11 protein-coding genes and 1 pseudogene are annotated in these 12,506 nt (G+C 66.1%); 4 read left to right on the forward strand and 8 right to left on the reverse strand.

Annotation, left to right across the window (positions count from 1 at the left end; all coding sequences use genetic code 11):
* Window positions 1-24: 24 nt before the first annotated feature.
* The gene (locus ACSKB9_RS13490; RefSeq protein WP_438073680.1) at window positions 25-1,041 is read right to left on the reverse strand and encodes a sugar-binding transcriptional regulator; all 1,017 of its coding nucleotides are present in this window, start codon (window positions 1,039-1,041) and stop codon (window positions 25-27) included.
* 134 nt (window positions 1,042-1,175) lie between these two features.
* Here ACSKB9_RS13490 and ACSKB9_RS13495 point away from each other — a divergent pair, with 134 nt between their 5' ends.
* The 3 genes from ACSKB9_RS13495 to ACSKB9_RS13505 are packed head-to-tail and all read left to right on the forward strand — an operon-like array spanning window position 1,176 to window position 4,362.
* Complete coding sequence (locus ACSKB9_RS13495) at window positions 1,176-2,456, forward strand: FGGY-family carbohydrate kinase (protein ID WP_438073682.1); 1,281 nt, start codon at window positions 1,176-1,178, stop codon at window positions 2,454-2,456.
* On the forward strand, window positions 2,453-3,322 hold the full coding sequence (locus tag ACSKB9_RS13500; protein ID WP_438073683.1) for a TIGR01459 family HAD-type hydrolase: 870 nt from the start codon (window positions 2,453-2,455) through the stop codon (window positions 3,320-3,322). Before ACSKB9_RS13495 ends, ACSKB9_RS13500 begins: the two co-directional genes overlap by 4 nt.
* 11 nt (window positions 3,323-3,333) lie before the next feature.
* Complete coding sequence (locus tag ACSKB9_RS13505) at window positions 3,334-4,362, forward strand: class II aldolase/adducin family protein (protein ID WP_438073685.1); 1,029 nt, start codon at window positions 3,334-3,336, stop codon at window positions 4,360-4,362.
* A 28-nt stretch (window positions 4,363-4,390) separates the two neighbouring features.
* Here the strand turns inward: ACSKB9_RS13505 and ilvA are convergent, their stop codons facing one another.
* From ilvA to ACSKB9_RS13540, 7 genes and pseudogenes are all read right to left on the reverse strand, one after another.
* Window positions 4,391-5,932 carry a threonine ammonia-lyase, biosynthetic gene (gene ilvA / locus ACSKB9_RS13510; RefSeq protein ID WP_438073687.1) on the reverse strand — a complete coding sequence of 514 codons (1,542 nt, stop codon included), beginning with the start codon at window positions 5,930-5,932 and terminating at the stop codon, window positions 4,391-4,393.
* A 330-nt stretch (window positions 5,933-6,262) separates the two neighbouring features.
* Window positions 6,263-7,453 (reverse strand): M24 family metallopeptidase, encoded by a 1,191-nt coding sequence (locus tag ACSKB9_RS13515; protein WP_438073689.1) that lies wholly within the window; start codon window positions 7,451-7,453, stop codon window positions 6,263-6,265.
* Between the two features lie 18 nt (window positions 7,454-7,471).
* Window positions 7,472-7,690: a hypothetical protein gene (locus tag ACSKB9_RS13520; RefSeq protein WP_438073691.1), complete on the reverse strand. Its 219-nt coding sequence runs from the start codon at window positions 7,688-7,690 to the stop codon at window positions 7,472-7,474.
* Window positions 7,671-8,438 carry an MFS transporter gene (locus ACSKB9_RS13525; protein WP_438073692.1) on the reverse strand — a complete coding sequence of 256 codons (768 nt, stop codon included), beginning with the start codon at window positions 8,436-8,438 and terminating at the stop codon, window positions 7,671-7,673. The genes ACSKB9_RS13520 and ACSKB9_RS13525 overlap by 20 nt, the downstream gene beginning before the upstream one ends.
* Before the next feature lie 16 nt (window positions 8,439-8,454).
* A pseudogene (locus ACSKB9_RS13530) lies at window positions 8,455-8,892 on the reverse strand (MFS transporter); the annotation flags it as partial.
* Window positions 8,893-8,910: 18 nt separating this feature from the next.
* Complete coding sequence (locus ACSKB9_RS13535; RefSeq protein WP_438073694.1) at window positions 8,911-9,702, reverse strand: alpha/beta fold hydrolase; 792 nt, start codon at window positions 9,700-9,702, stop codon at window positions 8,911-8,913.
* 11 nt (window positions 9,703-9,713) lie between these two features.
* Window positions 9,714-11,333: an FAD-dependent monooxygenase gene (locus ACSKB9_RS13540; RefSeq protein ID WP_438073696.1), complete on the reverse strand. Its 1,620-nt coding sequence runs from the start codon at window positions 11,331-11,333 to the stop codon at window positions 9,714-9,716.
* 109 nt (window positions 11,334-11,442) lie between these two features.
* Here ACSKB9_RS13540 and ACSKB9_RS13545 point away from each other — a divergent pair, with 109 nt between their 5' ends.
* Complete coding sequence (locus tag ACSKB9_RS13545; protein WP_438073698.1) at window positions 11,443-12,339, forward strand: LysR family transcriptional regulator; 897 nt, start codon at window positions 11,443-11,445, stop codon at window positions 12,337-12,339.
* Window positions 12,340-12,506 lie beyond the last annotated feature (167 nt).

A 12,506-nucleotide genomic window follows, 5' to 3' on the forward strand; every position in this document is an offset into this window, starting at 1 on the left:
TTCCTCTCCTTGTTGACGCTTGTTTTATGTGTCCTTCCGGGTCTCGCTTCTTGTCTTGCCGGATGTGGTCTCCGGCTTGTCGGTGGCGAGCGCCTTTGCGGTCGCTTCGTCGATGATGAGGCCGTGCAGAACGCCGCTGCGCAGCACGCCGCGCAGCGCGGTCACCTTGGCCGGCCCGCCGGCGATGGCGACGATCCGGTGCTTCCTGAGGTCGGGCATGCTCATGGAGGTAGCGCGGGCCGACAGATCGGTGTCCAGCACCGTTCCGTCGGCGCTGAAGAAATGCCCGAGCAGGTCGGCGCAGGCGCCGACACGCTTCAGCTCGACGACCTCGTCGGGCTTGATCATGCCGCTCGACACCAGGAAGCCGTCACGGCTGACCTGGCCGATGCCGACGAACAACAGCGAGGCCTTGCGCGCCAGCGCGAACACGTCGGCGATGCCGAATTGCTGCATCAGCACGGCGCGGTCAGCGACCGAATTGGCGAACACCGGCACCGGCAGCAGATAGGCTTCCGCGCCGGTGCGCTCGGCGAGCTTGTGAATCACGTCGAACGGATTGGCGGCAAATTTCCGCGTCAGTCCGCCGAGCAGCGACACGAATTGCGCGTCGCGCGCCGGCGTCTGCGGCATCTGCTCCACGACCGCCGCGAGCGTGCGGCCATGGCCGAAGCCGATCACCTTGTCCTGGCCGCGCTCGAGGATCTGGCGCAGGAAGCTCGCGCCTTCCAGCGCCAGCGCCTTCAGCGGCAGATCGCCCTCGCCGAGATCAGGCGCGACGCGGCAGAACGAGAGGCCGAAGCGCTGCGCGATATCGTTCTCCAGCGCGACGCATTCGGCGACCGGTCCCTCGACGAACACGCGGATCATGCCCTCGCGGCTGGCGCGCGCGATCAGGCGATGCGCCTTGGTGCTCTGGATGTTGAGGCGATCGGCGACCTCCGACTGGGTGAGCCCCGCCGCGAAATACAGCCACGCCGCGCGCGTCGCGAGCGACGCCTCGCCGTCGATCACCGGCAGCCTGTCGGGCGGGGGTGCCATATCAGGAAAAGTCCGCTTGCAAATTTCTTCACGTCCTGCAAAAAATTGCAGAGGCCGAACGGGGCGTCAATCCCCCAAACGTGCTGCAGCGCAACCAATGTCGTCGCGCGCGCACCTGAGAGCGTTGAGGTCGCATGGGAGGTTTGTATCTCGGCATCGATGTCGGAACCGGAGGCGTGCGCGCCTGCGCAATCGATGCGCAGGCCGCCATCCGCGGCTTCGCGTCCGTCGCGCTGCCCGCACCGCGCGTCGACGGCAACGCCATCGACCAGACACCGGAGCTGTGGTGGCAGGCCGCGACGACGGCCATCCGCAAGCTCGGCGAGACCGTCGCTCTCGGCGACGTCACGCGCATCGTCGTCGACGGCACGTCGGGCACGGTGCTGCTGGTCGACGCCGCCGGCCGCCCCTGCTCGCCCGGGCTGATGTACAATGATGCGCGCGCCACGCGTGAGGCGACGCGCGTCGCGGCGGTCGCTCCGCGCGAGAGCGGCGCGCATGGCGCGAGCAGCGCGCTCGCCAAGCTGCTCTATCTGCAGAATGACGGCTATGTCGGCGATGCGCGCCACGCCGTTCACCAGGCCGACTGGATCGCCGGCCGGCTCGCGAGCCATCACGGCATCAGCGACGAGAACAACGCGCTGAAGCTCGGCTACGACCCGGTCGCGCGCGCCTGGCCATCCTGGCTCGAACAGCTCGGCGTGCGCGACGATCTGCTCCCCGAAGTGCTGGTGCCGGGCACGCCATTTTCCGAGATGGATCCGCAGATCGCGCGGTCGCTGGGACTGCCGCTCACGGCGCAGGTCTCCGCCGGCACCACCGATGGCGTTGCGGCCTTCATCGCAACGCGCGCCGACCAGCCGGGCGATGCCGTCACCTCGCTCGGCACCACGCTGGTGGTGAAGCAGCTTGCGACCCAGCCGATCTTCGCGGCCGATCAGGGCGTCTATTCGCACCGGCTCGGCGAACGCTGGCTTGCCGGCGGCGCCTCGAACTCCGGCGGCGCCGCGCTGCTGGTGCATTTCACCGCCGCCGAGATGGAGCTGCTGACACCGCAGCTGACGCCGCACCAGCCGACCGGGCTCGACTACTATCCGCTGCCAAAGCCCGGCGAACGCTTTCCGATCGCCGATCCGGCGCTCGCCGCGCGGGTCACGCCGCGTCCGGCGGAGGATTGCCGCTTCTTCCAGGGGCTGCTCGAGGGCATCGCCTCGGTGGAAGCCCTCGCCTACCGTCAGCTGGCGCGGCTCGGTGCGCCGCGCCTGCGCCGCGTCATCGGCATCGGCGGCGGCGCGAAGAACGACGCCTGGACCAGGATCCGGCACCGCGTTCTCGGCGTTCCCGTCTCGGTCGCCGAGCAGACCGAAGCAAGCTACGGCGCCGCGCTGCTCGCGCTGAACGGAGGCCCGCCATGAAGGCCGACGCGACCGCGATCGCCGGCCTTCACGCCATCGCCGACCGCTTCGATCATGTGCTGCTCGACCAGTGGGGCACGCTGCATGAGGGACTGGCGGTGTTCCCCGCGGCGCTGGAATGCGTGGCGCGGCTGCGCGAAGCCGGCAAGCGCATCCTGATCCTGTCGAATTCCGGCAAGCGCGCCGGCAGCAACCAGCGGCGGCTCGCGACGCTCGGCCTGCCGTCCGACGCCTATGACGGCGTGCTGTCCTCGGGCGAGGTCACCTGGCGCGGCCTGCATGCGCGCGAGCAGGCGCCCTTTGCCGAGCTCGGACGCGCCTGCTTCCTGATCTCGCGCGACGGTGACCGCTCGATCGTCGACGGCACCGACCTTGTGGTGGTCTCGAACATGCGCGAGGCCGATTTCATCCTGCTCGGCGGTCTCGACGATGACGCGGCCGAGCCTGAGCGCTGGCGTGAGCCGCTGGCAACCGCTGCCGCACGCCAACTGCCGATGCTGTGCGCCAATCCCGATCTCGTGATGTTCGGCGTCGCGGGCCTGATCCCGGCGCCGGGCGCGCTCGCCGCATTCTATCATTCGCTCGGTGGCACTGTGCTGTTCGTCGGCAAGCCGCATCCGCCGATGTTTGCCGCCGCGCGCGATCAATTGGGACGGCCGCCGCCGGACCGGATCCTCGTCATCGGCGACTCCCTCGATCACGATATCGCCGGTGGACGCACCGCCGGCATGCTGACCCTGCTGATCGGCTCCGGCGCCCACCGCGCGACGCTTGCGCAGGCGAGCGATCTGCCGCGGGCGATCCAGACCGTTGCCGGCACAGCGGCGCGGATGCCGCACTGGACGATGGACCATCTGACCTGGTGAGAACAGCCCCGATGCGACCGCCTCAAATGCTGGATGAACTGCGCCGCATGTCGGCACGCGTCGGCAGGAATATCCTGCTGGTGCAAGGCGCCGGCGGCAACTCGTCGGTCAAGGATGGCGACGTGCTGTGGGTGAAGGCGTCAGGCACCTGGCTCGCCGATGCCGAGGACAAGGAGATTTTCGTGCCGGTCGCGTTGTCGGCCGCGCGCGCGGCGCTGATGCATGGCGACGAACGCGTGCCGCTGGCGCCGAACGCCGGGACGTCGCTGCGCGCCTCGATCGAGACTTCGCTGCATGCGCTGATGCCGCAGCGGATCGTGCTGCACGTCCATTCCGTCAACACCATCGCATGGGCGGTGCGCACCGACGCCCGCGACGAATTTGCCCGGCGCCTGGACGGACTGGCCTGGCGTTACCTCGACTATCATCACCCGGGGCTGCCGCTCGCACGCGCCGTCAGCGACGCGATCGCCGATGATACGGTGGACGTCCTGATCCTCGGCAATCACGGCCTGGTGGTCGGTGCAGCCAGCTGCGACGCGGCGGAGGCATTGGTCGCCGACGTCGAGCAACGTCTGGCCCTCGAGCAGCGCAGCGCGCCGGCGGCAGATCACGGCACGCTCCGCACGATCTGCGCCGGCACCAACTATCGCCTGCCGCGTGATCCTCGCGGCCACGACATTGCCACCGACCGCTACAGCCGCGCGATCGCGACCAGCGGCTCGTTGTATCCTGATCACGTCGTCTTCCTTGGCCCGGGCCTGCCGGTCCTGGAGCATCGCGAGAAGCTGAGCGCCATGATCGCGCAGACCACCGCGAACGGACTGCCGCCGCCGGTTGCGCTTCTTGTCCCTGACCTCGGCAGCCTCATCCGCGAGGACGCGAGCGACGGCGCGGAAGCCATGCTGAGCTGTCTCGCATTGGTCACATGCCGCCTGCCCCTGACCGCACGGGTCGATTATCTGACGGCAGAGAACGAGCATGCGCTGCTGAATTGGGACGCCGAGCGCTATCGCCAGCAACTGACGGCCGATCGCTGACCGCTGGCCGACAGAGCCACTCGGTGCTTCATCCCTTCTCGGCGGAAAGAAACAGGCGATAGGCCGGATTTTCGCTCTCGTTCCAGTAGGGATAGCCGAGCGCATCCAGCGCCTGAACGAACCGAGCGCGCTCGTGAGGCTTGACCTCGATCCCCGCCAGGATGCGCCCATAGTCGGCGCCGTGATTGCGATAGTGGAACAGCGAAATATTCCAGTCGGGCGCCAGGCTCTCGAGGAATTTCAGCAGCGCGCCCGGACGCTCCGGAAACTCGAAGCGGTAGATGACCTCGTCCTTGAGCAGCGGAGCGCGACCGCCCACCATGTAGCGCACATGGTCCTTGGCCATCTCGTTCTCGCTCAGATCGAGGATCGGATAGCCTTCGCGCCGAAGCAGCTCCATGACTTCCCGCTTCTCGACCTCGCCGCGGCTCAGCGCGATGCCGACGAACAGTTGCGCCGGCGCGGTGGTCTCGGCAAAGCGGTAGTTGAATTCCGTGATCGCGCGCGAGCCGAGGATGCGGATGAAGTGCCGATAGCTGCCCGGCTTCTCCGGCACGGTCACGGCAAGCAGCGCCTCGCGATGTTCGCCGACCTCGGCGCGGTCGGCAATGGTGCGCAGCCGGTCGAAATTCAGATTGGCCCCGCTGTTGACCGCAATCAGGCTTCCGTCGCTGAGCGCGCCGCGCTCGGCGTAGGCCTTGAGGCCGGCCAGCGCCAATGCGCCGGAGGGCTCGGCGACCGATCGCACGTCGTCGAAGATGTCCTTGATGGCGGCGCACATGGCGTCGGTGTCCACCGTGACGACCTCGTCGAGCAGATCGCGGCAGAGCCGGAAGGTCTCGGTTCCCACCTTGCGGACGGCGACGCCGTCGGCGAACAGTCCGACCTGATCCAGCGCGACGACGTTGCCCTTGGCGAGCGCGGCCGCCATCGACGCGGCGTCCGCCGGCTCGACGCCGACGACCTTGATCGACGGGCTGAGGAATTTCACGAAAGCGGCCACGCCGGCCGCCAGCCCGCCGCCGCCGATCGGCACGAAGATCGCTTCGATCGGATCGGGATGCTGGCGCAGGATCTCCATCCCGACCGTTCCCTGGCCGGCGATCACATCGGGATCGTCGAACGGATGCACAAAGGTCAAGCCACGCGCAGCCTCGATCTCCCTGGCCTTGGTTTGCGCGTCGTCGAACGTATCGCCATGCAGGACAACGTCACCGCCCAAACGCCGGACGGCCTCGACCTTGATAGCGGGCGTCGTCCTCGGCATCACGATCGTCGCCGGAATGCCGAGCTTGCGCGCCGACAGCGCGACGCCCTGGGCATGATTGCCCGCCGACGCGCAGATCACGCCCAGCCTGCGCTGCGCGTCCGGCAGCCTGACGATCTTGTTGTAGGCGCCGCGAAGCTTGAACGAGAAGATCGGCTGGAAGTCTTCCCGCTTCAGCAACACCGAGCGCGACAATCGTTCGGAGAGCCGCGGCATCGGATCGAGCGGCGTCTCGACCGCCACGTCGTAGACCCGTGCGGTCAGGATGCTTTGGGCGTAGTCGTGGAGCGCGTTAGCGATCATCGGGCCGCTTCTGTCGATGGGGAGGCAATCGATATCGGTTGCACCTTACCATCGTCGGCGCCGACCCGGCGAGCGGACGGCACGGAGCCGCCGCTGCATCCAGTTCGAAGCATCGCATGAGGGGAGGCTGGCGTGAAGCAAAGACCGCCGCTGCCAAAATATCGAAAACAACCCCATGCACAGTAGCCGGCGGCGGCCAGACTCGACCGAGCCACTTGACACGTCGGGCAACTCAGGGGTACATTTCTAGTATTCCGAATATTGCCAAACGCCTCCAGCGCTGCAGCTGAATCCGTGGCTTAGCCAAAATACCGCCCTGCACTGACCGCTTCAGGCCATGGGACGGGCCGAATTCCATTCCCTGCCATGGTCACCGGGCGCCTCCCAGCCCGTTTCGGAGACGATCAGCGTGTCCTCGAGCTTGATGTAACCGCGGGTCGGATGCAGCAGCGCGGTCTCGATCGAGATCACCATCCCGCATTCGAGCGGCCGGTCGGCGTCGTACGGCGCGTAAGGGACCGGGCCGGTCGCGGTGAGGCGCGGCGCTTCGTGACTGACAAGCCCGATGCCATGGGCGGTGAAGTCGAGCACGGCGCGATGCGAGGAAGATTTGACGGCCGCCTCGCCCGCCGCGATGATGTCGCCACCCATGGCGCCCGGCCGGATCGCGCGGCGGGCCACCTGCTGGATGTCCTCGATTTCCTGCAGCAACTCGCGCAACTCGCTGTCGGGTTCACCCAGGATGCCCATGCGGCTGAGGTCGCCGATGTAGCCCCGGTAGTTTCCGCCGGAATCGATCGAGATCACGTCGCCTTGCTCGAGACGCTGGCTGGAAGGCGCGCGGTTATGGCTCTTGCCCGCGGCAATCAGGCAATATTCGAAGACCAGATCACGCTCCTGCTCCTCGCGGCGCAGATGGGCCACGACGTCGTTCTTGGTCATGCCCGGTGCACAGCACTTAAACGTGGCCATCATCGCGTCGACGACCCGTTCGGAAGCCTCTCTGATGCGGTCCAGTTCGGCCGGAGACTTTACGGCACGCAGACGTTCCAGCGAGAAATGGGCCTCGCGGAACTCGACGTCGCCAAGGCCGGCATACAGATGATCCCTGGCGTCGGCCGGCAGGAAGCCAGCCTCGATGCCGACGCGCCTGGCCGCGCCCGCGAGCTTCTTCACATGATCAATCGCGAGGCCGATCGCATCGATCGTTCCCCACGCCTCCGCCTTGACAACCGGCGTCCATATCCGTCCGAGCGCGTGCTCGAACTTTTCCATGCGGTTGCCGATGTAGGCGGAATTTTCCGGGTGCCCCTTCTGATAGACGAACACCGGCAGATAGCGGCTCGTGCCAATCGCCTCCATGACGTCGAAGAAGAAGAAACGATATCCACCGAGCAGATACTGCACATTGTGACGCGAGGTGACGATCAGGACATCGAGCCCCGCTTCATCCATCAGCCGATCGAGCTTTGCAGTATCGAACGGCGCCGCCGCTGCGATCGTGTCGAAAGCGTTGTCCATGGTATGACCTTTCGTCTTTCACTGTCCCGCTGCCGGTTTTGCGGCCAGCGATTTCGGTGCGGCGCTCGCGCCCGCGTTCTCGCCAAACAGAACCACCGGGCGCCCGTGCGGCTCGACGCCGAGGAACGTAAAGGCAAGGCCGATCAGGAGGCCCGCGCTGGCAAGAAAGCAGAACGCCGGCAACACCGCCGCAGCGGTCGCACTTGGATGCACGAGGTTATCCGCACCGGCGATCAATGCGAGACACAGGGGACCTACGATCTTGCCGAATCCCATTCGAGAGCTGGGCAAGGCCGACCGCCCGCCCCGAGAGCTGAACCGGGAAGATTTCCGCGGGATAGGGCCCGATGTTCGAAAATCCGCCATCGAAGAACACGGCGCCGACGATCAGGAAGACCAGGAACAGCGGCACCGAGCCGGCAAAGTCGTTGTGAAAATAGGCGGCGAGCGCCAGCGACACCGCGGTGCCATAGCCCATCAACTGGCCGCAGGGCTTGCGCCCGATCCGATGGGCGAGGAAGGCGAAGCCGGTCCGGCCGAGCACGCCGGCGAGGCTGACATAGATGAACATCTTGGCTGCATCCTGGGGAGAGACGCCAAGCAGCAGCGCCACGATCGTCGGCCCCCACAGGAACACGCCGTAATTCGCCGTGCTGGCGCCGAACCAGATCAGGACGGTCAGCCAGAAGCGCCGCTGCTCGGCAAAGAGATCGGCAAATGTCGCCGGGCTCGCCGGCGGCAGCGTGGGCAGAACAAACTCATCGCCGCCGATCCGATAGAGTTTTCGGATGCTCGCCTGCGCCTCGCGGACGCGGCCCTTGCTGATCAACCAGCGCGGCGATTCCGGCATGATGATCATGGTCAGAATTCCGAGGAGGATCGGCAAGAAGCCGACCGCCGCCAATCCGCGCCAGCCGACCAGCGGCAGCAGGAAGCTCGCCGTCACCGACGCCGACAGCACGCCAAAGGCGACCGGGACGACCACGAGAACTCGTGACCAGCGTGCGATGGCGGGTCGGTGCGAATTCGACGATGGCAGGAACCGCCGCCGCAGCTCCAGCGGCAAGGCCGAAGCCGACGAAGAAGCGCAGGATCGCAAACGCAACCCAGCCGTCTTCCGGAATGAACGCGATCGCGCCCGAGGTCAGGCCGCAAATCATAACGCCTGATATCGCCAGCGGCTTGCGTCCGAAGCGATCCGCGAGGATGCCCGCGACGAAGGCGCCCAGCATCGCCCCGATGCCGGCGCTCATCAGCATGATCGAGGTCTGCCCGAACGTCAGGTGCCATTTCGGCGCCAGCACCGAGACCAGAAATCCGACCACAAAGAAATCGAAGAAATCGACCACGCCGGTGACGGCGAAGATGATGATCGATAGCCAATAGCGCGTCGTTACCGGCGCTTCGTCGAACGGCACTGCGCTCGTTTGCTCCGCCATGGTCTCCCCCTGTTGTTGTCAAGCCGCCTTCTTGTTTGAATTCAGAAATGCCGTCACCGCCTCCGCCACCCGCTCGGGGGCCTGGATCGACGCGACATGGCCGACGCCTGCGATGGTCCTCGTCTCGACGCGCGCAAGATCGCGGGCGAGCGCAAATGTTTCCGCGTTCGGGATCAGCCGGTCATCACTGCCCGCCAGCAAGAGCGTCGGGCGATCGAAGCCGGTCAGATCGGCGGCGACAGGCTGCGCAAGCAAGGCGGCGCGGCGCGCCTTCTGTCCCTCGTCGCGGCTCGAGCCACGGAAGATCTCGATCAGCTCAGGCCGCGTGCGCAGGTATGCCGGCGGAAAGAAGAATTCGGCAATCTTCGACGCATTGGCGATGGTATCCGCGCGCCAGGAAGCGAGCTTGCGGAACACATCCGCATTGACGTCGAGTGGACTTCTGTTGACCTTCCAGGTGCTGCTCAGGATCAGGCGGTCGATGCGATCGGGATGACGGGCCGCCAGCACCTGCGCGATCTGCCCACCCAGCGAGGTTCCGAAGACATGGGCACGATCGTAACCGAGCCCTCCGACCAAGGCCGCGGCGTCGTCGGCCAAATCGGCCAGCGAATAGGACGACGGAGGGTTTCGGGTGGCACCGGAGTCGCGCTGGTCATAGGCGATCACCGTGAAGTTCGCCGCAAGGACAGGCGCAAGGCCGTCGAACATCGCATGATCGGCCTCGCCGCCATGCAGCAGCACGATCGGCTCGCCGCGCCCGGTTTTCTCAAACGCCGTGACGACGCCGTTGGATTCGAACGATTGCATCGGGGTCCCCGCTAATGCAGCAGCGTTGAAAGCGCGCCGGCCAATTCCTTCGCCGGATCCGACGGCAGCCACGGCATTCGCCAGGCCACGTGTCCATCGGGGCGCACCAGCACGGCGCCGCGCATGCCCAGTTGGAATCCGTCCGCCGGATCGGCCGACGGCAACTGTTTCAGCGACAGCGGCAAGGCGGTCTTCTCCGACACCTGCTTCCCCGCCTCCAGCCACTCGCCGCCGAGCGGCCCCGTGACGACGGTGAACTGCTTGTCGAACCAGTCGAGCGTCGATTTCTTGCGCGAAGGTTCGAGCCACATATGCGGAAATCGCGCGCCGGGACGATCCGTCGGCGTGTAGTAGCGGGAGTTCAAGGCCTTCGCGACGGTGCCATCGGGGATCACCGCGCCCTCCTCGTAATTGTGGCCGAGGTTCTGCCCGATGCTGTGCAGGTGATTGTCCATGTCGTTGATCCAGAACCTGATCCGGTCCGGATCGCGCGATCGCACGGCGTCATCGGTCAGCCCGAATCTCAGCCGATTGCCGTAGCTGAAATTGGCATTGGATTGCGCGATCGGACGTCGCTCGCTGGAATAGCTGTCGAACAGCTTTTCGTTCGCAAAGCCCTTCAGCACGAAGGCCAGTTTCCACGCGAGGTTATGCGCGTCCTGAACGCCGGAGTTCAGGCCGAAACCGCCGGTCGGCGGAAAGCGGTGTGCGCAGTCGCCGACCAGAAACACCCGGCCCTTTCGAAAGGTCTCGGCCACCTGCATGCTGACGCGCCAGATCGAGCGGTTCAAAAGCGTGACATCGAGATCGGGAATGCCGACATGGCCGCGCGCGATCTCGATGAACTCCTGGTCGGTCCACGGCCGCTCGCGATCGTCCTTGGTCAGGCCGATTTGCGTCACCGTCAGCCAGCGATCGCGGCCATTGGTGTTCAGGATGCCGGCGCGCGGCAGGTCGGGCTTGTCCGGGACGATGATGAAGCCTGCGGCCTCGCGCGCGATCGGCAGCCGCGACAGATCGGCACGCCAATACTCGTTCGACATCACCGCCAGCGTCGAGGGCCCGACCATCTCGATCCCGGCGCTGCGCCGCGTCTGGCTGCCTGCACCATCGGCGGCGATCAGGTAAGTCGCCGTCCAATGGGTCACCTCGCCGGTCTTTTCGCACCGTGTCGTGACGTTGACGCCGCTGTTGGTCTCCTCGAACAATTCACAGGACGTGTTGAACAGCACCGTGGCGTGTTTGGACTTCTCGACCACCCGCAGGATTTCCTCCTCGACGGCGTCCTGGGCGACCAGGCTCTTCCAGGCGGGCGTATGGCCGACATTCGGTTCGGGCCGGGTGCGGCCGAACTCGTGTCCCGCGATGCTGTCGAGGAACACGAACATGTCGGAATTGTCCTGCAGGCCGCGGTCGCGGATCGCCTGCTCGATCCCCCATTGCCGGAAGATCTCCATGGTGCGGACCCAGCAGCCGCGCGACTTGGGATGATCCGTCGTCGTCGGGCTCTTCTCGACCACCACGCAGTCGATGCCGAAGCGATCGAGCAGCAGCGACATCGCAAGGCCGACCGGCCCGCCGCCGGCAATGAATACGGACGTCTGGCGTGCCTCATCGGTGGCGATGCCCATCCTCGTCTCTCCTCCGTTTGATCGTTGCGAGGAGACTGCTCCTTTTTTGGTATCTCACAAGAATATGTTTGATATGGTATCCATCTCGATTTGAGATGGAGTGCCCGTCATGGACCTTCGGCAGATCCGCTATTTCGTCGCCGTCGCCGAGCGTGGCGGCTTTGCCGCCGCAGCGAGCACGCTGAACGTCGCCCAGTCGGCACTCAGCCGCCACGTCAAGGAACTCGAGGACGAATTGGGCGGCGCCTTGCTCGAACGCGGCGCGCGCGGTGTCTCGGTCACGGAATCCGGCAAGGTGCTGCTCGCGCGGGGGCGCTGGCTGCTCGGCACCATCGACGACATCAAGGCCGAGGTGCGCACGGAAAACCGCGAGCCCAGCGGTACGGTGCGGATCGGCGCGCCCCCGAGCCTCGGCGATATCCTCTACCCGCCGCTGGCCCAGGCCTTCGTGACGCAATTTCCACGCGTGCGACTCGAGCTGAGCGAGGGCCTGACCGAAAACGCGTCCGAACGCCTGCTGCGGGGTGAGCTCGATCTGGCGATCGTGACGACGCCCTCGCCCAACGACCATCTCGACTATGAAACGCTGGTCGTCGAGCAGGTGTTCCTGATCGGGCCGTCGCGCGATCCGCTGCTGAAGCGCGGCCGGCTGACCCGCAAGGAATTCGACGCCCTGCCGTCCGCGGTGGCCCCGCTCAGCCGCAACCCATTCCCGTCGACCATGCTCTGCGCGGTGCGGGTCGATAACAGCACACCGATGAAACGCATGGTGGCATCTGGCCTCGGCTACGCGCTGCTACCATTCTCCGGCATTCACCAGGAGGTGGCTGCCGGCGTGTTGTCGGCGGCGCTGTTGCCGTGGATGCGCGCCGAGCGCGTGCTGGCGCTGCCGCGCGGACGGCCCGTGAGCCGGGCCACGCGTGAGGCGATTGCCGCGCTGAAGAAAATCTGCCGCGCTTTGATCGACGCGGGAATTATCCTGACCGCACCGGCGCGCAAGAGCTAAACCCGCCGCTCCACGCAAGCGGTCTGCTCATTCCTCGCTGTAGCCCGACGCACGGGCCGCATCCGTTGCGTCCGGATCCGACTTTCCGATCGACCAATCCGACTTGACCATAGTTGTCATGACAACTATAGAGTCATTCCAAGATTGGCGATCAAGCCGACTGTTCC

Origin of the sequence: Bradyrhizobium sp. BR 1433 (assembly GCF_051547665.1) — a bacterium.
Taxonomy (GTDB): domain Bacteria; phylum Pseudomonadota; class Alphaproteobacteria; order Rhizobiales; family Xanthobacteraceae; genus Bradyrhizobium; species Bradyrhizobium australafricanum.

Excerpts from the sequence above, each read along its gene's own strand:
- ACSKB9_RS13540 (WP_438073696.1), bottom strand. The coding sequence starts at position 11,333 with ATGGGCATCGCCACCGATGAGGCACGCCAGACGTCCGTATTCATTGCC.
- ACSKB9_RS13505 (WP_438073685.1), top strand. The coding sequence starts at position 3,334 with ATGCGACCGCCTCAAATGCTGGATGAACTGCGCCGCATGTCGGCACGC.
- ACSKB9_RS13490 (WP_438073680.1), bottom strand. The coding sequence starts at position 1,041 with ATGGCACCCCCGCCCGACAGGCTGCCGGTGATCGACGGCGAGGCGTCG.
- ACSKB9_RS13495 (WP_438073682.1), top strand. The coding sequence starts at position 1,176 with ATGGGAGGTTTGTATCTCGGCATCGATGTCGGAACCGGAGGCGTGCGC.
- ACSKB9_RS13500 (WP_438073683.1), top strand. The coding sequence starts at position 2,453 with ATGAAGGCCGACGCGACCGCGATCGCCGGCCTTCACGCCATCGCCGAC.
- ilvA (WP_438073687.1), bottom strand. The coding sequence starts at position 5,932 with ATGATCGCTAACGCGCTCCACGACTACGCCCAAAGCATCCTGACCGCA.
- ACSKB9_RS13535 (WP_438073694.1), bottom strand. The coding sequence starts at position 9,702 with ATGCAATCGTTCGAATCCAACGGCGTCGTCACGGCGTTTGAGAAAACC.
- ACSKB9_RS13545 (WP_438073698.1), top strand. The coding sequence starts at position 11,443 with ATGGACCTTCGGCAGATCCGCTATTTCGTCGCCGTCGCCGAGCGTGGC.
- ACSKB9_RS13515 (WP_438073689.1), bottom strand. The coding sequence starts at position 7,453 with ATGGACAACGCTTTCGACACGATCGCAGCGGCGGCGCCGTTCGATACT.